This is a genomic window from Pseudomonas viridiflava, from assembly GCF_900184295.1.
Classification (GTDB): domain Bacteria; phylum Pseudomonadota; class Gammaproteobacteria; order Pseudomonadales; family Pseudomonadaceae; genus Aquipseudomonas; species Aquipseudomonas viridiflava.
In genome coordinates this window covers 2636229-2653440 of sequence record NZ_LT855380.1, presented here as the reverse complement: position 1 = coordinate 2653440, position 17212 = coordinate 2636229, and the positions used below count along the sequence as shown (strand labels likewise).

15 protein-coding genes are annotated in these 17212 nt (G+C 59.8%); 6 read left to right on the top strand and 9 right to left on the bottom strand.

The genetic code is table 11. From position 1 onward, the window contains the following. Positions 1 to 17 precede the first annotated feature (17 nt). Both CFBP1590_RS12175 and CFBP1590_RS12170 read right to left on the bottom strand, forming a co-directional pair. Positions 18 to 890: an SMP-30/gluconolactonase/LRE family protein gene (locus tag CFBP1590_RS12175; protein WP_088235118.1), complete on the bottom strand. Its 873-nt coding sequence runs from the start codon at positions 888 to 890 to the stop codon at positions 18 to 20. An 80-nt stretch (positions 891 to 970) separates the two neighbouring features. Continuing rightward, positions 971 to 1690, bottom strand: coding sequence for a FadR/GntR family transcriptional regulator (locus CFBP1590_RS12170; protein ID WP_088235117.1), 720 nt, complete (start codon positions 1688 to 1690; stop codon positions 971 to 973). Positions 1691 to 1912: 222 nt separating this feature from the next. Between CFBP1590_RS12170 and CFBP1590_RS12165 the strand changes: the two genes are divergently transcribed. Together CFBP1590_RS12165 and CFBP1590_RS12160 are read left to right on the top strand one after the other, a co-directional pair. Further along, complete coding sequence (locus tag CFBP1590_RS12165; RefSeq protein ID WP_043305999.1) at positions 1913 to 3061, top strand: aldose epimerase family protein; 1149 nt, start codon at positions 1913 to 1915, stop codon at positions 3059 to 3061. 112 nt (positions 3062 to 3173) lie between these two features. Next, positions 3174 to 3560, top strand: coding sequence for a hypothetical protein (locus tag CFBP1590_RS12160; protein ID WP_088235116.1), 387 nt, complete (start codon positions 3174 to 3176; stop codon positions 3558 to 3560). Here CFBP1590_RS12160 and CFBP1590_RS12155 read toward each other — a convergent pair. Genes CFBP1590_RS12155 through CFBP1590_RS28270 form a run of 4 tightly spaced genes read right to left on the bottom strand, consistent with a single transcriptional unit; the run spans position 3554 to position 6205 of the window. After that, positions 3554 to 4450, bottom strand: coding sequence for a metal ABC transporter substrate-binding protein (locus CFBP1590_RS12155; RefSeq protein WP_029241594.1), 897 nt, complete (start codon positions 4448 to 4450; stop codon positions 3554 to 3556). The genes CFBP1590_RS12160 and CFBP1590_RS12155 overlap by 7 nt on opposite strands. Positions 4451 to 4461: 11 nt before the next feature. Beyond that, entirely contained in the window at positions 4462 to 5331 is an 870-nt protein-coding gene (locus CFBP1590_RS12150) for a metal ABC transporter permease (protein ID WP_025994007.1), read from the bottom strand. Further along, positions 5328 to 6077 carry a metal ABC transporter ATP-binding protein gene (locus CFBP1590_RS12145; protein WP_032632687.1) on the bottom strand — a complete coding sequence of 250 codons (750 nt, stop codon included), beginning with the start codon at positions 6075 to 6077 and terminating at the stop codon, positions 5328 to 5330. The genes CFBP1590_RS12150 and CFBP1590_RS12145 overlap by 4 nt, the downstream gene beginning before the upstream one ends. Beyond that, on the bottom strand, positions 6074 to 6205 hold the full coding sequence (locus tag CFBP1590_RS28270) for a hypothetical protein (RefSeq protein ID WP_257013868.1): 132 nt from the start codon (positions 6203 to 6205) through the stop codon (positions 6074 to 6076). The genes CFBP1590_RS12145 and CFBP1590_RS28270 overlap by 4 nt, the downstream gene beginning before the upstream one ends. Before the next feature lie 184 nt (positions 6206 to 6389). Here CFBP1590_RS28270 and CFBP1590_RS12140 point away from each other — a divergent pair, with 184 nt between their 5' ends. Both CFBP1590_RS12140 and CFBP1590_RS12135 read left to right on the top strand, forming a co-directional pair. Continuing rightward, the gene (locus tag CFBP1590_RS12140; RefSeq protein ID WP_025994005.1) at positions 6390 to 7610 is read left to right on the top strand and encodes a putative DNA modification/repair radical SAM protein; all 1221 of its coding nucleotides are present in this window, start codon (positions 6390 to 6392) and stop codon (positions 7608 to 7610) included. After that, positions 7607 to 8446 carry a TIGR03915 family putative DNA repair protein gene (locus CFBP1590_RS12135; RefSeq protein WP_004882141.1) on the top strand — a complete coding sequence of 280 codons (840 nt, stop codon included), beginning with the start codon at positions 7607 to 7609 and terminating at the stop codon, positions 8444 to 8446. The genes CFBP1590_RS12140 and CFBP1590_RS12135 overlap by 4 nt, the downstream gene beginning before the upstream one ends. Before the next feature lie 583 nt (positions 8447 to 9029). On the opposite strand, the gene CFBP1590_RS12130 is transcribed toward CFBP1590_RS12135, so the two are convergent. After that, complete coding sequence (locus CFBP1590_RS12130) at positions 9030 to 9872, bottom strand: PhzF family protein (RefSeq protein ID WP_088235115.1); 843 nt, start codon at positions 9870 to 9872, stop codon at positions 9030 to 9032. A gap of 156 nt (positions 9873 to 10028) precedes the next feature. Here CFBP1590_RS12130 and CFBP1590_RS12125 point away from each other — a divergent pair, with 156 nt between their 5' ends. Further along, complete coding sequence (locus tag CFBP1590_RS12125; protein ID WP_088235114.1) at positions 10029 to 10877, top strand: NAD-dependent protein deacetylase; 849 nt, start codon at positions 10029 to 10031, stop codon at positions 10875 to 10877. Positions 10878 to 10881: 4 nt separating this feature from the next. On the opposite strand, the gene CFBP1590_RS12120 is transcribed toward CFBP1590_RS12125, so the two are convergent. Together CFBP1590_RS12120 and CFBP1590_RS12115 are read right to left on the bottom strand one after the other, a co-directional pair. Next, complete coding sequence (locus tag CFBP1590_RS12120) at positions 10882 to 11862, bottom strand: arsenic resistance protein (RefSeq protein WP_088236402.1); 981 nt, start codon at positions 11860 to 11862, stop codon at positions 10882 to 10884. A 73-nt stretch (positions 11863 to 11935) separates the two neighbouring features. Further along, complete coding sequence (locus CFBP1590_RS12115; RefSeq protein WP_088235113.1) at positions 11936 to 14299, bottom strand: DNA polymerase II; 2364 nt, start codon at positions 14297 to 14299, stop codon at positions 11936 to 11938. Positions 14300 to 14520: 221 nt separating this feature from the next. Here CFBP1590_RS12115 and CFBP1590_RS12110 point away from each other — a divergent pair, with 221 nt between their 5' ends. Next, the gene (locus CFBP1590_RS12110) at positions 14521 to 17106 is read left to right on the top strand and encodes a bifunctional diguanylate cyclase/phosphodiesterase (protein WP_088235112.1); all 2586 of its coding nucleotides are present in this window, start codon (positions 14521 to 14523) and stop codon (positions 17104 to 17106) included. Positions 17107 to 17212: the final 106 nt, after the last annotated feature.

The window sequence follows — 17212 nt, the reverse complement described above, 5'->3', positions numbered from 1 at the left end:
CCGTTCAACGACCTTCATCAACCGGCAAACCGGGTGCATTCGAGCCCCTGGATGCCTACGTCAGCCATCAGCAACGCACCATCACACTCACCCTTTGCATCCGCAGGCGCAGCGCTGGTGACGTAGATGGTTTTGAGTTCAGGCCCACCAAACACACAACTGGTGGGATGGCTGACAGGCAGATCGATCACTCGATCAACGCTGCCGTCAGGTGCGAATCGAATCAGGCAGCTGCCGCCCCAACGGGCATTCCAGACATAGCCTTCGGCGTCCATCGCCGAACCGTCGGGCGAGCCACGGGAGTGCTCGGCCGCCCAGACCTTGCGCGGTCCAAGGCTGCCGTCCGGCAGAATCGGGTATTGATAGATGACTTCATCCAGCGTGTCGGCGCTGTACAGCACGTCAGCCGAGGCGTTCCACAGCAAGGTATTGACGATGCCCTGCCGGTCCAGCAGGCGCGTGACGTTCGCATCGGCATCGATCCGGAACAACCCGCCCGAGCGGCGCACCAACGGCACGTCCCCGCCTTCAGCGTCGATGTTGTTCTGCATGCTGCCCAGCCAGAGGCGGCCCTGCGCATCGCAGCGCGATTCGTTGGCACGGTTGCCGGAAACCGGATCGGCGACGCAGAACAGCGAGAGAGATGTTTTCGTCGAATTCAGGTCCAGTCGGTAGACGCCGCTGGCCAGTGTCACCAGTGCATCGCCCCTTTTGGTGGGGATAAAGGCGGACACCGGCTCGGGCATGCGCCATTGGCGGTATTCGCCATCAAGGAGTCTGCTGGCGAGAAAGCCCGAGATGTCGACCCAGTACAGGGCCTGCTGTTCGACGTCCCAGAAGGAGCCTTCGCCCAGCTTGAATCGGTGCTCGGAGACGGGCAACCAGTTCATGAAAATGTCCTTTGTTATTGTTGTAAAAGGTACTTTTCAGTGTGATGCAGCATTCAATCGTTCAAGCGAATATCCAGTGCTCAAGGTATCGCGTCACAGGCTCCCTTCTGCCGCAGAAAGTAGGTGTCGATCACCTCTGCCGCCTGTTCTATCAGGCTCATGCAGGCCCATACGCCCCGCCCGGAATCACGTGTAGCAATGGCTTCAGCCAGGTCCCTGTGCAGCGGAAGGGTCTTGCCCAACTGGCCCGGCATCCCCGAGGTAACCTCGAACGATACGGCCAGTAAAGCACCCAGCGCAGGCAGCATCTGTTCAATGAAGCGATTGTGACTGGCTGCCAGGACTGCCTCGTGAAAGTGTCGATCAGCGAGGTTGTAATCACCTTTGTCAGTCACCGATGCTTCCAGCAACCGGTACGCTTCGCGAATCTCGTCAATCTGTTGCGCTGTGGCCCGGTCGCACGCCCAGCGTACGGCCATCGGCTCGATGGTTCTGCGCAAGTCCAGCAGGTCCTTCACGAAGGCTTCCGGAAGCCCCTTGCGTGCCAGCCAGCCGACGACCTGAGGGTCGAACAGGTTCCAGGAACGCAACGGCAGTACGCGTGTGCCCACCTTGGGACCGACTTCCAGCAACCCTTTGGCCACCAACGTCTTGATCGCCTCCCGCAATACCGTGCGACTGACGCCCAATTCTTCACACAGCGCCGCTTCCACCTTCAGGGTCTGACCCGGCAGGACGTTGCCTGCAGCAATCCAGGCACCCAGCCAATCCACGGTCGATGCGTGGAAATTACTGCTCATGTCCTGATGCCTCGTGTCGCATTCTGTTCGGCCCGAGGCTAATCATCATACCAATGGCTGTCAAATGAACCCCAGCGGTCCACATGGTCAGCGCAACACCTGCATTACTAAATAGTATTACAATTAATTTTTCAAGCAGCATTTTTTGGGCTATAAATCCTCCCATCGGATAAAAATCCGATCAAATAGTCTTACCAATAAAAATAAAAGCGGGTAGATCAGATGAAAAAGCATGCTCTTCTCAGCACCCTTGGACTGTCTCTCATGATCAGCACGTTGACCGCGCACGCCGCAACGCTGTCCAGCGAACACAGCAGCTTCGGCCAATTGCCCGATGGCACCGCCGTCGAAAAATACACCCTGCGCAACAGCCACGGCATCGAAGCCAGCGTCATCACCTATGGCGCCACCCTTCAATCGCTGATGGTTCCTGACAAAGCCGGCAAAGTGGAAGACATCGTGCTGGGCTTCGACGATGTGCAGGGCTATCAGAACAACGGCACGGTTTACTTTGGTGCCACCATTGGTCGTTTCGGCAATCGCCTCGCAGGCGGCAAATTCACGCTGGACGGCAAAACCTATCAGGTGCCGCTCAACGACAAGACCAATGCGCTGCACGGCGGCAATCAGGGTTTCGACAAGCGACTCTGGAAAGCCGAAGACACGAAGACCGGTGATTCTGTCGGCGTGAAACTGACCTACGTCTCACCTGACGGAGAAATGGGTTTCCCCGGTACGCTGACCACCGTAGTCACTTACAGCCTGAACGAGAAAAACGAGCTGAAGATCGACTACCGCGCGACCACCGACAAGCCCACGGTGCTGAACCTGACCAACCACAGTTACTTCAACCTGGCGGGTGCAGGCAGCGGCGATATTCTCAAGCAGGTCGCCACCCTGCACGCTTCGCACTACACCCCGGTCAACGACAAACTGATCCCGACCGGCGAATTGCCTGCCGTGAAAGGCACCCCGATGGACTTTCTCAAACCCACCGCCTTTGGTCAGCACATCAAGGACGATCATCAGCAGTTGAAATACGCCGAACCCAAGCAGGGTGGCTTCGACTTCAACTGGGTGCTCGACACCAAGGGTGACGTGAAGAAACTGGCGGCTGAAGTCAGCGATCCGCAGTCGGGCCGCACACTTCAACTGTTCACTACCGAGCCCGGCGTGCAGCTCTATACCGGCAACTTCCTGGATGGCAGCATCCACGGCAAGGGCGGCAAGGTGTACCCGCACTGGGGCGCGTTCACGCTGGAAACCCAGCACTACCCCGACGCGCCCAACCAGCCAAAATTCCCGAGCACCCGGCTTGATCCAGGCAAGGCCTACACCCAGACCACCGTCTTCAAATTCCTGAATAACTGACACAGCCTGTCGCGCAGCCCTTGTAGAACGAGGGCTGCGCGTTATGCTCAACACGTCGCGTAATGAAAGGAGTACGACATCCCCCCACCCTCAGAAAATCGAGGATGACACTATGTCTGCTCAGATTGCCCCTTATCGCTTGCCCGCCCTTGCCCACTACCTGTCAGGTCTGGTATTCGCCGACAGGGCAATACCGCAACACCCCCTCCCCCTCCATGCCATTGTCAGCCATTACAACGCAGCGCTGGAATGGCTGTCGCAGGACGACTTCATCGACACGATCAGGACCGAAGGCATTACCGCCGAAGGGTTCAGTGCGTTCTGGGTGATTCCACCGGCAGGCGCCGCTGAGGACACCCGACTGAAGACTGCAGGGCTGGCTGCAGAGAAGATCAATGGACGCGGACTGTTCGCCGACTACCTGACCCTGGCGGAGGTGTACGGCGACTGGATATCGTCGACCCGCTACACCCCGCTGAACATTGATATGGATTACTGATGCTTCTTCATCGCGGCGACCAGCGTGTCGACGTTGTAGCGAAACATCTTCGCGTACGTGGAAGCAGGACCGTCCGGCGGTGACAAGGCTTCGACATACAACTCGCCGCCTGGCTGCGCACCGCTCGCCTCGGCAATTTGCTTGACCAGACGCGGATCACCCGAGTTTTCGAAGAAATAGGCGCTGACGTGCTCGGCCTTGATCTGCCGGATCAGTTTCGAGACGTCCGCTGCCGATGCTTCCGATTCGGTAGACAGGCCAAGCGGCGACAGGAACGTCACGCCATAGGCATCACCAAAATACCCAAAGGCGTCATGCGAGGTGAGGATCTTGCGATTGGCTGTCGGGATGGCCTTGATCTGGTCACGCGCATACAGGTCCAGCTGCTGCAGCTCGACGATGTAACGGTCGCCGTTGGCCTGATACAGCGTTGCGCCTTCGGGGTCAGCCTTCTTCAGCGCAGCCACAATGTTACGCACGTAAATCACGCCATTGGCGGCACTGTTCCAGGCGTGCGGGTCGGTGATGCGCTTGCCGTCCTCGTCCATGCTGCGGGTCTTGATGCCCTCGGACAGCACCACCGGCTGGCCCTTGTAGCCCGACGCCTTGATCAGACGATCCATCCAGCCTTCCAGATGCAGACCACTGACGAAGGTCAGGTCAGCGTTCTTCAGGGCCTGTGCATCGGTCGGGGTCGGCTCGTAGACATGCGGATCGCCATTGGGGCCGATCAGAGAAGTAACGTGCACACGATCGCCACCCACGGTGCTGACCATATCGGCGATCACCGTGAACGATGCAACCGCTTCCAACGGCTTGGCCTGGGCGATGGATGCAAAGGCAGACAGCGCCAGCGCGGCCATTGAACTCAACAACATCAGTCGTTTCATGACATACCTTTTCAGTGAGCCAGGTGAGGTTTGGGAAACAGTCGGCGCAGGATGCCCGTGCGCCCGAAGAGCAGAGAAAACACGTAGAACGCACTGGCGGTCAGGACGATGGCAGGCCCCGACGCGACGCCCAGATGGTAGGAAACAATCAGTCCGATGAGGCCCGCCAGCGTGGCCAGCAGGGTCGAGATCAACATCAGCGCGCTCAATGAGCTGGCCCAGAAACGCGCCGCCGTGGCTGGCAGCATCATCATGCCGACCGCCATCAGCGTGCCCAAGGCCTGAAAGCCCGCCACCAGATTCAGCACCACCAGCAGCAGAAACAGGACGTGATACAGCGAACCGCGCCCGCCGACTGCGCGCAGAAAGCCCGGATCGAAGCATTCAAGCACCAGCGGGCGGTAGATCACGGCGAGCAGAATCAGGGTGAACGAAGCGATGCCGCCGACCATATAGATAGAGGCGCTGTCGATGGCCAGAATGGTGCCGAACAGCACATGGAGCAGATCGACACTGGAGCCATGCAGCGAGACGATCAACACCCCTGCGGCCAGGGAAGTCAGGTAGAAACTGGCAAAGCTGGCGTCTTCGCGCAGCGCCGTCAGGCGGCTGACCAGTCCGGATAACAGCGCAACCGCGAGACCGGCGATCAGCCCGCCGAACCCCATCGCCGGCAACGAAAGCCCTGCAACCATGAAGCCGACTGCGGCGCCCGGCAGCACCGCATGACTCATCGCATCGCCCACCAGGCTCATGCGTCTGAGCATCAGCAACACGCCAACCGGTCCGGAACCGATACCCAACGCCAGACATGCCACCAGCGCACGACGCATGAAACCGAACTCGACGAAAGGCTCGATCACCAGGTTGTAAAGCATCATGACGGCTCATCCTCGACGTCGCACATGGACTCATCGACGGTCCAGTACTCGGCCATGTTGCGGGCTTTGCGAAGGTTGGCGACGCTCAGCACCTCAGCCGTGTCACCCCAGGCAATCGCCTCGCGGGCCATCAGCAAGGTCTGCGGAAAATGCTGGCGGACCTGATCGATGTCATGCAGCACGGCAATCACGGTGCGTCCCTGGCCGTGCCAGACCCGCACCAGTTGCAGCAGATCGCGTGTGGTACGCGCATCGATGGCGGTGAAGGGCTCGTCGAGCAGAATCACCGAGGCATCCTGCAGCAGCAGTCGGGCGAACAGCACCCGCTGGAATTGCCCGGACGACAGCGAGCCGATGCTGCGCGTTTCGAAGCCTTCCAGACCGACCGTCAACAACGCCTGCCGGGTAAGGTCGGCATGGTTGCGGGTCAGGCTGCGGAACGGTCCGATGCTGTGCCAGGCGCCCATCGCCACAGTGTCAGCCACGCTCAGCGGAAAACTGCGGTCGATCTCGGCAGCCTGTGGCAGATAGCCGATGGTGCGGATTGCCAGACGGCCGCGATCCACGCGGCCCTGCGCGGGCTTCATGGTTCCGGCGATGGCTTTGATCAAGGTGGACTTGCCTGCGCCATTGGGGCCGACGATAGCCGTCAGGCTCCCGGCTTCGAAACGGCCACTGATGTGGTGAACGGCAGGCCGACGCTCATAGGCCACCGTGAGGTTTTCCAGCGCGATGGCGGCGCTCACGGAATGGCCACCGACCAGCCGATGGCCAGCCACAGCAGCGCCAGAACGGACAGGGAAAACAGAATGCGCTTCCAGGCTGACTGGGCCAGGACCGAGCTTGCGATAGACGATGGGTGAGGTGTTTTCACTACGAAGCAACCTGAAACTATTCGTTACAGTATTACATAAGCCATCATCTTGCCGTTATAAAATAACATTCATATTCGTCATGTTTTTTCAGCCCCGCCTGACCTTCGGTCTGCTTGATGCCGCCCGGCTTGAGTCTTGCCCTGCAACCCGCTACTGTACATGCAAACAGTAATGGGGTATTCCATGCAGCTCATCGACAAGCTCAGCATTCTGGCGGACGCCGCCAAGTACGACGCGTCATGCGCAAGCAGCGGAGCACCCAAGCGCAGTTCGCAGGATAAATCCGGGCTTGGCTCAACCAATGGCATGGGTATCTGCCACAGCTACACGCCCGACGGGCGTTGCGTATCCCTGCTGAAGATCCTGCTGACCAACTTCTGCCTCTATGACTGCCAGTATTGCGTCAACAGGCGCTCCAGCGACGTGCCCCGCGCCCGGTTCACGCCTGAAGAAGTGGTCACCCTGACGCTGGATTTCTATCGTCGCAATTGTGTGAGTGGCCTGTTTCTCAGCTCCGGCATCATCCGCTCGGCGGACTACACCATGGAGCAACTGGTGGAGGTCGCCCGCCTGTTGCGCGAAGTGCACGAGTTTCGCGGGTACATCCACCTCAAGACCATTCCCGACGCCGACCCCGCGTTGATCGCCCAGGCCGGTCGCTATGCCGATCGCCTGAGCGTTAACATCGAGTTGCCTACTGATGCGAGCCTGCAGACTCTGGCCCCGGAAAAGGACGTCGCCTCGATCAAGCGGTCGATGCAGACGATCTATACCGGCGAGCAGACCGTGCGCAACGAACCACGCTCACCGAAATTCGCACCGGCCGGGCAAAGCACCCAGATGATCGTCGGGGCCGATGCCACTGACGACAGCACAATCCTGCACAGCGCGCAGTCGCTTTACAGCAACTTCAAGCTGCGCCGGGTCTACTACTCGGCGTTCAGCCCGATCCCCAACAGCCCGAACAGCGTACCGCTGGCGGCACCGCCCCTGATGCGCGAGCATCGGCTGTACCAGGCTGACTTTCTGCTGCGTGGCTATGGGTTCACGGCGGGAGAGTTGTTGAACGGCCCGGGAGATCTGGCGCTGGACATCGATCCGAAGCTGGCCTGGGCGCTGGGTAACCGCCAAGTGTTCCCACTGGACCTGAACAACGCCGACCCTGCATTGATCGCGCGCGTGCCCGGCATCGGCATTCGCACCACCCAGCGACTGGTCGAACTGCGTCGGCAGCGGCGCATCCGCTATGAAGACCTGACCCGTATGCGCTGTGTGCTGGCCAAGGCCAAGCCCTTCATCATCACCAGCGACTACCACCCGCCTCAGGCCGAGACGACCAGCGAGTTTCTGCATCATCAGTTACGTGACCGTCCGCAACCTCAACAGATGGGACTGTGGGGATGATCTGTCTTGATTGCGATGACCTGTTCGATACTTGGCGGCAGCAGGCGCGCTGGCTGTTGAGCCACGGGATCGACCCGAGCCAGGTCAGCTGGAAATCCCCGGATGCTGCCGACCTGTTCGGCAGCGATCAGGACTGTCCGAAAGAGCAAGGCCCCTTCCAGGCACGCGTGCCGCTGGAACTGCTGCATTTGCTGGAAAGCGCATCGCGCTACCGTGGAGAGCAACGCTGGAGCCTGTTGTATGAAGTGCTGTGGCGCGTCAGCCATGGCGACCGTACGGCGATGATGGCGGGCGACAAACTGGGCAGCGAGCTGCACCGGCGACTCAAGTCGATTCGCCGCGAGGCGCATCACCTGCACGCCTTTCTGCGCTTTGTGGCACTGCCCGCGCCCGAGCAGGACGATGAGCTGATGCGCCCGGAATACGTAGCCTGGCACGAACCGGCCCATGACATTCTGCACAGCGCCAGCGAGCACTTCATCGGCCGTATGGGCCAGCACCGCTGGATGATCGCCACGCCGCAGGATGGCGTCTATTACGACGGCAAGCAGTTGATCCATGAGCGCCGCTGCCCGGAAGCCTGGAAGACCATGGCACGTCAGGTCGACGATCCGCATGGCGAGCTGTGGCTGACCTATTACAGCCACATCTTCAACCCGGCCCGCCTCAACCCCAAAGTCATGGAAGGCCATTTCCCGTCACGGTTCTGGAAAAACCTGCCGGAAGGCCCGCTTATTCCGGCACTGATTACCCAGGCCCGCACGGGCAAACAACGCGATGGTCAGGCGAACGATATCGCCGCCCGACGCGGCAAGAAGATTGCGCATCGGGATTGAGAGGTTGCGAATCCAGGTATGAGATCAAGCTATTTGTCGATATGTGCTGCAGCCGGGTTTGTCTTCAAGCAGCGCGCAGCCTACTGGAGAAATAACGTTTTATAGGAGGCCTCACCCAGTCTTCGTTTTAGCGCTGTCGCGGGGCAAGCGCCCTCTTATCAAACAACACGTAATCTGCTGAATGAACACGTTTTTGTGGGAGGCACCACCACGTCTTCGACGTAGCGCTGTCGCGCATCAAACACCGGGCGTCGTGGGAGCGGACTTGTCCGCGAATGCAGTGTTTCAGCCACCGCATATGCGTCGGATGTACCGGCCTTTTCGCGGACAAGTCCGCTCCCACAAAACCCAGTTTCTTCAGTAAGTTATAGGTTGTTTGATAAGAGGCGGCTTGCCGGCGATGTCGTCGACGCGGTAGGTCAGGAAAATCACGTCATCGTTCATCGCCGGCAAGCCGCCTCCCACAGTCCGGTGTTTGCCGCGCGACAGCGCTACGTCGAAGACGTGGTGGCGCCTCCCACAGAAAAATGGCTTTTTTCAGTGGCTTATGGGTTTTTCGATAACTCGTGATTGAACTGCAACCTCAAAGCGAAACGCGCCCATCGATACAGGTCACCGTTGCCCCACCGACCCACACGTCATTACCTACACGCTTGACGTGCACCCTGCCCTTGCGGCCCAACGCGGCGCCCTGGCTGGCGACATAGCTGTCCGCGGCCAGACCATCCTCCAGCACCCACAGGGCAATACCGGCATTCAGGCTCCCAGTGACAGGATCCTCGGCCATGCCGTCTCCCGGCACGAACGCGCGCACTTCAAACTGCGCCTCGTCGCCGTCCACTGCGGGACTCCAGGGTGCGAACACGCCAATCTTCAACCCATTGAGCTTCGCGTTATCCGGCTGCAGCGCAAGCACGCTGGCACGATCTGCCAATCTCAGCACCATCCAGCCCGGACCGTTGTCTGCCCAGCGCGCATCCAGAATCGCGCCTTTTTCCAGACCAAAACCATCGCGAACCTGCTCAACCAGATCGGGCTCTACCGGGCCGGAGCGCAGCAAGGGCGGCGCAGTAAATGCCAACTGCTGACCGTCACGACGAATCCTGATCAGACCCACGCCACATTCCTGAACGATTTCCTCACCCTGCGCAACGCCGCCGCTCTCAAGCCATGCGTGACAGCTGCCCAGCGTCGGATGCCCTGCAAACGGCAGTTCGTGGAGCGTGGTAAAAATGCGTACGCGATAGTCGGCGCGCGGATCGGTAGGTTTGAGCAGGAAAGTGGTTTCGCTCAGATTCGTCCAACGGGCGAAAGCCGCCATCTGCTCATCGCTCAGACCGTCAGCACCGAGCACCACAGCCAATGGGTTGCCGAGCAGCGGCTGTTCACTGAAGACATCGACCTGTTTGAAATCGAACGAGCGCATTCATGGCTTCCTTGTTGGGTGTCAGTCGGCAAAGGTCGCACGCAATGGCGTGGCAGGACAACAACCGCATACTGTCAGGCTGATCTACCGGCCCTGCGAACAATACGCTTGATGGTAATGTCACATCCATGATCTGCAGACCACACGAGGTTTGACATGCTGGACAGCCCTGCCCGCGAACAGCTCGACGCCCTTGGCCAGCACATGGCTGAACGGCCGTTTCTGGTGATTACCGGAGCCGGTATCAGCACCGCATCCGGCATCCCCGATTACCGTGACAAGGACGGGGTTCGGCGTGGCAAACAACCGATGATGTATCAGGAATTCGTCAACAACCCGGCGGCCCGCCAACGTTACTGGGCAAGGGCCATGCTGGGCTGGCCGAGAATCCGGGCGGCGCAGCCCAATGCGGCGCACCAAGCGTTGGCACACTTGCAGAACAGTCACGCCATCACAGGATTGATCACCCAGAACGTCGACGCCTTGCACACGCAGGCGGGAAGCCGTGAAGTGATCGAGCTGCACGGCAGCCTGCACCGGGTGCTGTGCCTGGATTGTCATCAGCGTCACGACCGTGCGGCGATTCAGGAGGTGATGCTGGAGCAGAATCCGTATCTGCTCGGCGTGTATGCCGTTCAGGCTCCGGATGGAGACACCGTGCTGGACCCTGCTTTCGAGGCCGGTTTCAAGGTGCCGCCATGCCCGCATTGCCAAGGCAACCGGCTCAAGCCTGACGTGGTGTTCTTTGGCGAGAATGTCGCCCCGCCCACTGCCGCGAAAGCCATGCTCAGCGCGGATCAGGCCGAAGGCTTGCTGGTGGTGGGTACGTCACTGATGGCCTGGTCAGCGTTCCGCCTGTGCAAGGCGATGGCCGAACAGGGCAAACCGATCATCGCCATCAACCACGGCAAGACCCGCGCCGACGAATTGCTGGACATGAAGATCGAAGCACCGTGCGAACAGCTGCTGCCACTGCTTGCCGAAGAACTGACCCGGTCTACGTGAAAGGTCAGTGAACGGCTTCAGCCTGCTCTTCTCCACGGATCAGCGCAGGAATCACACGAATGTAGATCAATTCGCTCACCAACTCGATCAGCGTTTGAGTAATGACGGCCGCCGCCGCGAGCTCCCTGATTCCTTCCGGCAGTGCGAGGGCCAAAGGCAGTACCACCAGCGAGTTGCGCGTTGACGTACTGAAGGCCACCGATCTGGCGCTGACTGCAGGCAGCCTGAAGGCTCTGGCCACCAGCGCACCCGCCAGTGGTGCCAGCACCATGAACGCCAGATACACCGGAATCACAGGCAGCAACTGATCGATGCTGTTCGCCACCGAAGCGATCTGCGAACCGATCACCACGAACAAAACCGCAGCCATCGCCGGTACCGGCATCCACGCCCAGGCATCGTTCCAGCGCGCCGCCATGGATGATCGCCTGACCCCGGCAGCGGTGAGCACCGCAAGCACCAGCGGCAGTACGATCAACACCAGAAACGCCTCGATAAAGGGGCTGATGGAAATCGCCACCGACGACTCGCTTCCCAGCATCAGTGCCAGGTACAGCGGCAACAGCACCAGTTGCAGAAGAAGCAGCAAGGGCGTGGCGGCCAGGACAAGTCGCGAATCACCCTTTCCCAAGTGCGTGAACACCACGACGTAATCGATGCAGGGCGTCAACAGCACCAGCAAGGCCCCCACCAGAATGGCCGTGTGTTCGCTCAGCACGCGGGTCAGTAACCAGACCAGCAGCGGAATCACCACAAAGTTGGCAATCAGCAGCGCGAGCATGAAACGTCTGTTGCTCAGCCCCTGACGCAGGTCCAGAAACGGGATCTGCAGAAACATGGCGTACATGAGCACGGCAATCGCCGGGGTCACCAGCACAGCCAATGCCTGCGACGCGACAGGCACGAAAAGCCCGCCGACGGCCGCGACAACCACGGCAATGAAATAGATCGGAATCTGCTGTTGTTCCAGTTGCTCTCTGCTCACGTTGAATCCTTGCATAGCTCTGAATCATGTTGAATGGACAGGCGTCTGCCTGCCGCGAAACGACAGTAAGTCGCTAGAACAACCCCAATTGCCCGCCGATCAGGGTGGCGAAATCATCGTCCACGAACGGCAGGATGGCATCGGCCAACGGTTGAAGCTGCCGGGTCACATAGTGGTCGTAATCGATTGGCGCCGTGCAGACTTCAAGCGGCTCGGGGCCGACGACGGTCATCACATAGCTGATCCAGCCACCGCTCTGATACTGACGCGGGCGGCCTTGCTGGTCGTTGTACTCGTCAGCGAGGCGCGCCGCACGCACATGTGGCGGCACGTTGCGCTGATAGTCGTCCAGCTTGCGACGCAGGCGCTTGCGGTAAATCAACAGATCATCCAGTTCGCCTGCCAGCGTGCGCCTCACGTAATCGCGCACATAGTCCTGGTACGGCTGACGCTTGAAGATCCGCAGGTACAACTCCTGCTGAAACTGCTGGGCCAGTGGTGACCAGTCGGTGCGAACGGTTTCCAGCCCCTTGTAAACCATCTCTTCGCTGCCGTCGGCACGCGTGACCAGCCCGGCATAACGTTTCTTGCTGCCCTCCTCCGCGCCACGAACGGTCGGCATCAGAAAGCGCTTGAAGTGGGTTTCGTATTGCAGTTCCAGAGCACTGGTCAGCGCGTACGTGTCATGCAAATGTTCGCGCCACCACTCATTGACCTGCTGCACCAGCGCCTTGCCAATCGAGGCGGCTTCTTCCTGACCATGCGGACGGCCAAGCCAGACGAACGTCGAATCGGTGTCGCCGTAGATCACGGTGTAGCCCTGCGCCTGGATAAGTTCGCGGGTCTTGAGCATGATTTCATGGCCGCGCAGGGTAATGGATGATGCCAGCCGTGGATCGAAGAACCGGCAGCCGCTGGAGCCCAATACGCCATAGAACGCGTTCATGATGATTTTCAGGGCCTGGGACAGCGGCGCGTTGTGCTCGCGCTTGGCCGTCTCCCGGCCCTGCCAGACCCGCTCGACAATGGCAGGCAGGCTATGCCGGGTGCGAGAGAAACGTGCGCCGCGAAAACCCGGCACCGATTCACTGTCGTCAGTGTGACGCAGGCCTTCGATCAGCCCGACCGGGTCGATGAGAAAAGTGCGAATGATCGACGGATACAGGCTCTTGTAGTCCAGCACCAGCACCGATTCGTAAAGGCCGGGCTGTGAATCCATGACGAATCCGCCAGGGCTGGCTTCCGGCAGACGCTCGCCCAGATTGGGTGCCACAAACCCCTGACGGTGCATCAGCGGAATGTACAAATGGCAGAAAGCCGCGACCGAACCACCGCTGCGGTCGGCTGGCAGCCCGGTCACCGTGGCGCGTTCCAGCAGGAAGGTCAGCAACTGGGTTTTGGCGAAGATCCGCGTCACCAGCTCGCAGTCCTTGATGTTGTAACGCGCCAGCGCGGGCTTGTCCTCGGCGAACATGCGGTTGATTTCATCCATGCGCTGGTATGGCGTGCTGATGGCCTTGCCTTCGCCCAGCAGCGTCTGCGCGACGTTCTCCAGACTGAAAGACGGGAAGCTCCAGGTCGCCGAGCGCAGCGCCTCGATGCCGTCGATCACCAGCCGTCCGCTGATGTCGGCGAAGAAATGATTGTTGCGGCTGCCATGTTCACGCCAGCCCATGGTTTCCCCGCCACGACCCAGCATGAGCGGCACATTCAGACGTTGTGCATGTTCGTGCAGGACTCGCAGGTCGAACTGCACCACGTTCCAGCCAATGATCGCGTCAGGGTCATGCAATGCCAGCCACTCGTTCAGACGCTCCAGCAGCTGGGCACGGGTCTCGCAATACTCGAGCTGAAAATCCAGCGCTTCGCTGCCACCGTTGGCTGGGCCCAGCATGTAGACCTGACGCTGACCGCAACCCTCCAGCGCAATCGAGTACAGCTCGCCGCGCGCAGTGGTCTCGATGTCCAGCGACACCAGTTTCAATCGGGGGCGGTAATCGGCAAGCGGCTTGATCTGCGCATTGCACAGCACGCCGTCGGCATCCGCCGTGCCGCTGAACTGCACGGGCGCGGTGATGAAGCGCTCCATGAGGTAGCGCTCGGGCGGACGGATGTCGGCTTCATACACATCGACATTGCCCTTGCGCAGCAGCTTTTCGATGTTCATCAGTTGCCGGTGCTGCTGGCAATAAACGCCCAGCACCGGCCTATGGCGAAAGTCGCTTAATTGCAGCGGCCGCAACTCCACACCGCGCTCTGCTCTTAGCAAGGCCCGGGCACGTTCCTGCTGTTCGGCCGGAATGAACGCAACGGAAGGCTGACAAGGCAGACGGAGATGACGCGGACCGTCATCGGTCGCCAGCCAGAAGTCGACTTCCGTCCCTGCGGGCGTGTCCTGCCAGTGCCGACTCAGGATGAAGCCCTGCTGTAAATCCAACGGTGCAACCTCGATCAGACGATTCAGCGCCCGATTCTACGTGGCTATGCGCGCAAAGGCGCGCCTGACGGTCGGTTCAAGAAACATTTGCCGCCGCCGATAGCCAGACATGACTTCTGACCATGGATTGAACATACGAGTGGGCGCACCCGCCACAGGCAAGTGCCGCCAGAATGATCGCGACGTGTCGTGTCGACGCTATTGACCATGGAATAGCAGCAATGAAATCCCTCGACTCGCTCGACCCACTGCCACGAGCCATCCCGGGCAACACGTTTCTGGCACGTCGCACCCTCATGACCATGGCCGGCCTGCTGGGCGCGCTGTCATCGGTGATGATCGTCTCGCTGTTCTATATCACCTACCAGCTCAATCACAGCGCGGCGTTGCAGAGTCAGCGGCTGGTCGAGAATATCTGGCAATCCCGGGAAAAGGCGCTGGTTGCGACCTTCAAGGACAATGCCTACTGGGGGGACGCCTACAAGCACCTGCACATCCAGGTCGACACGGACTGGGCGTACACACGCAACAACCTCGGCGCTTCGCTGTATACGGACTTCGGGTTCGACGGCGTTTTTGTCGTTGATGGCCAGAATCACACCACCTATGCCGTGGACAAGGGCGAACTGGTCACGCTGCAACTGACTGACTGGCTGAACAGCGGTCAGGATCAACTTGTCACTCAGGCCCGTGAACGCGCCAGCGAGGATGAGGTGTTCACCCAGATGCGTCAGGTGGACCATGGTCCGGTGTTGTTGATCGCAGCGCCCTTGACCACCGGCGGCGATGACCAGGTGCAACAGACCGATACCGTCCAGTCGATTCTGGTATTGGCCTACAGACTCACCCCCGAAAAATTGCAGGCCCTGGGCTTGCTCTATGGTCTCGACGGACTGCGCGAAGCGACCGACGCGCAGGATGCGAAACGCTTTCCGTCACTGGAAATTGCCCCGGGACTGCTGTTGCGCTGGGATCCCGAACAGCCGGGCATGAAGCTGGTCGGCGGCCTGCTGCCGATTCTGATCATCTTTCTGATTACCCTGGCGTTCATTGCCAGACGTGTTACCCGAAAGACCATGAGAACCGCCGAACTGATGGACCGGCAGTTTGACCTCCTCACTCAGAGTCGAGCGGCACTGCTCAGCAGTGAAGAACGGTTTCGCAACGTGGCCGAAAGCGCATCGGACTGGGTCTGGGAAACCGACGCCGATCTTCGCATCACCTACCTCTCAGAGCGTTTCACCCGTGTCACCGGGCATGCATCGCACCCTTGGACAGGACGCTACCTGACGCAGTTGCTGTCCTGCGAAAGCCAGTCACTGGCCGACTGGATTCGTCTCGAGCGCCCCAAGGACGAGCGCGCGGTGCTGCGCTGTACGCATCACTCATTACAGGGCGCCGTGCGCACCAGTAACATTGCCGTCAGGCCGATCGTGCTAGATGGGCAGGTCAAGGGCTACCTGGGTATTGCCTCGGACATCACCCATGAGGTGGAAGCCCAGTCGCGACTGTTTCACCTGTCCCAGCATGATGCATTGACCGGCCTGCCCAATCGCACCCAGATGCAGGCCTTCCTGAATCGCACCTTCGAACAGCGCACCGATCCGGGTTCGACGGTGACCATGCTGAACCTCGACCTGGACAGCTTCAAACCCATCAACGATGTGTTTGGGCACAGTGTGGGCGACAGTGTGCTGCGTGAGGTTGCCGAACGGCTGTCGCGATGCCTGCCTCCTTGTGGATTGCTGGCCCGGCAAGGCGGCGATGAGTTCCTGATGGTGGCGACCAGTCTTGCCACCATGGAAAAGGTTGAACAGCTGTGCGAGCGATTGATACGCCACATCCGCCGTCCTTTCACGATCAACAATCAGGAAGTGTTCATCGGTCTGAGCATCGGCATTGCCCTCTGTCCCCTGCACACCCATGAAAGTCAGGATCTGATCCGGTTTTCGGACCTGGCCCTGTACCAGGCAAAAAAGGAAGGTCGCAATACCTGGCGCTTTTATGAACAGATGATGAGCACACGCATCACTGAGTTGCGCGAGATGGAAAAAAGCCTGCGAGTGGCGATAAGGAACGACGAGTTCACGCTGCGCTATCAGCCTCGCCATGACGTCCTCAGTGGCAGAATCTGCGGCGCCGAAGCGCTGATTCGCTGGGAGCATCCAACACTGGGACTGTGCATGCCGGACCAGTTCATCGGACTGGCCGAAGAGAACGGCCTGATCCTGTCATTGAGCGATTGGGTGCTGCATCGGGCCTGCAGCGATGCAGTGGCCTGGGACAGTGACCTGCGCGTATCGGTAAACATTTCTGCTGTTGAGTTTCGCACGCCAGGGCTCGTGGAGCGGGTGCGCCAGGTATTGGCCACGACCGGTCTGCCCAGTCATCGCCTGGAGCTGGAGGTGACCGAGCGGGTAATGATTCACGACGCTCAGGCCGCCCTGAAGCTGATCAATGAACTCAAGACCCTGGGTGTAAGGCTGTCGATGGACGATTTCGGCACGGGTTATTCGTCGCTGAGTTACTTGAAAATGTTTCCCTTCGACACGTTGAAAATCGATCGCAGCTTCATCAGCGAGATCGGCGCCAATACCCAGAGTCTGTCCATCGTTCAGGCCATCATTCAACTAGGCCGTAGCCTGTCGATGACCATCACTGCCGAGGGCGTCGAGACTGCTCGACAACTTGACTGCCTGCAATCACTGGGCTGCGACGAAGCCCAGGGCTATTACCTGAACAGGCCCATGCCGCTGACAGCGTTTCTGGACGCCGTTCAGGCTCAGACCTGTCAGTCGGAAAGCTGACTGTCGGGTTCTCGCCGGTTTGAGGTCGCTTTGCCACTTGCCGGAACGCACTGACTGCACGATTCTGTAGAAGACAGCACTGTGCCTAGACACAGGGTCACACTCA

What these genes read in the sequence shown, in the direction of transcription:
- CFBP1590_RS12175 (WP_088235118.1), bottom strand. Translation starts at nt 890, where the DNA reads ATGAACTGGTTGCCCGTCTCCGAGCACCGATTCAAGCTGGGCGAAGGC.
- CFBP1590_RS12170 (WP_088235117.1), bottom strand. Translation starts at nt 1,690, where the DNA reads ATGAGCAGTAATTTCCACGCATCGACCGTGGATTGGCTGGGTGCCTGG.
- CFBP1590_RS12165 (WP_043305999.1), top strand. Translation starts at nt 1,913, where the DNA reads ATGAAAAAGCATGCTCTTCTCAGCACCCTTGGACTGTCTCTCATGATC.
- CFBP1590_RS12160 (WP_088235116.1), top strand. Translation starts at nt 3,174, where the DNA reads ATGTCTGCTCAGATTGCCCCTTATCGCTTGCCCGCCCTTGCCCACTAC.
- CFBP1590_RS12155 (WP_029241594.1), bottom strand. Translation starts at nt 4,450, where the DNA reads ATGAAACGACTGATGTTGTTGAGTTCAATGGCCGCGCTGGCGCTGTCT.
- CFBP1590_RS12150 (WP_025994007.1), bottom strand. Translation starts at nt 5,331, where the DNA reads ATGATGCTTTACAACCTGGTGATCGAGCCTTTCGTCGAGTTCGGTTTC.
- CFBP1590_RS12140 (WP_025994005.1), top strand. Translation starts at nt 6,390, where the DNA reads ATGCAGCTCATCGACAAGCTCAGCATTCTGGCGGACGCCGCCAAGTAC.
- CFBP1590_RS12135 (WP_004882141.1), top strand. Translation starts at nt 7,607, where the DNA reads ATGATCTGTCTTGATTGCGATGACCTGTTCGATACTTGGCGGCAGCAG.
- CFBP1590_RS12130 (WP_088235115.1), bottom strand. Translation starts at nt 9,872, where the DNA reads ATGCGCTCGTTCGATTTCAAACAGGTCGATGTCTTCAGTGAACAGCCG.
- CFBP1590_RS12125 (WP_088235114.1), top strand. Translation starts at nt 10,029, where the DNA reads ATGCTGGACAGCCCTGCCCGCGAACAGCTCGACGCCCTTGGCCAGCAC.
- CFBP1590_RS12110 (WP_088235112.1), top strand. Translation starts at nt 14,521, where the DNA reads ATGAAATCCCTCGACTCGCTCGACCCACTGCCACGAGCCATCCCGGGC.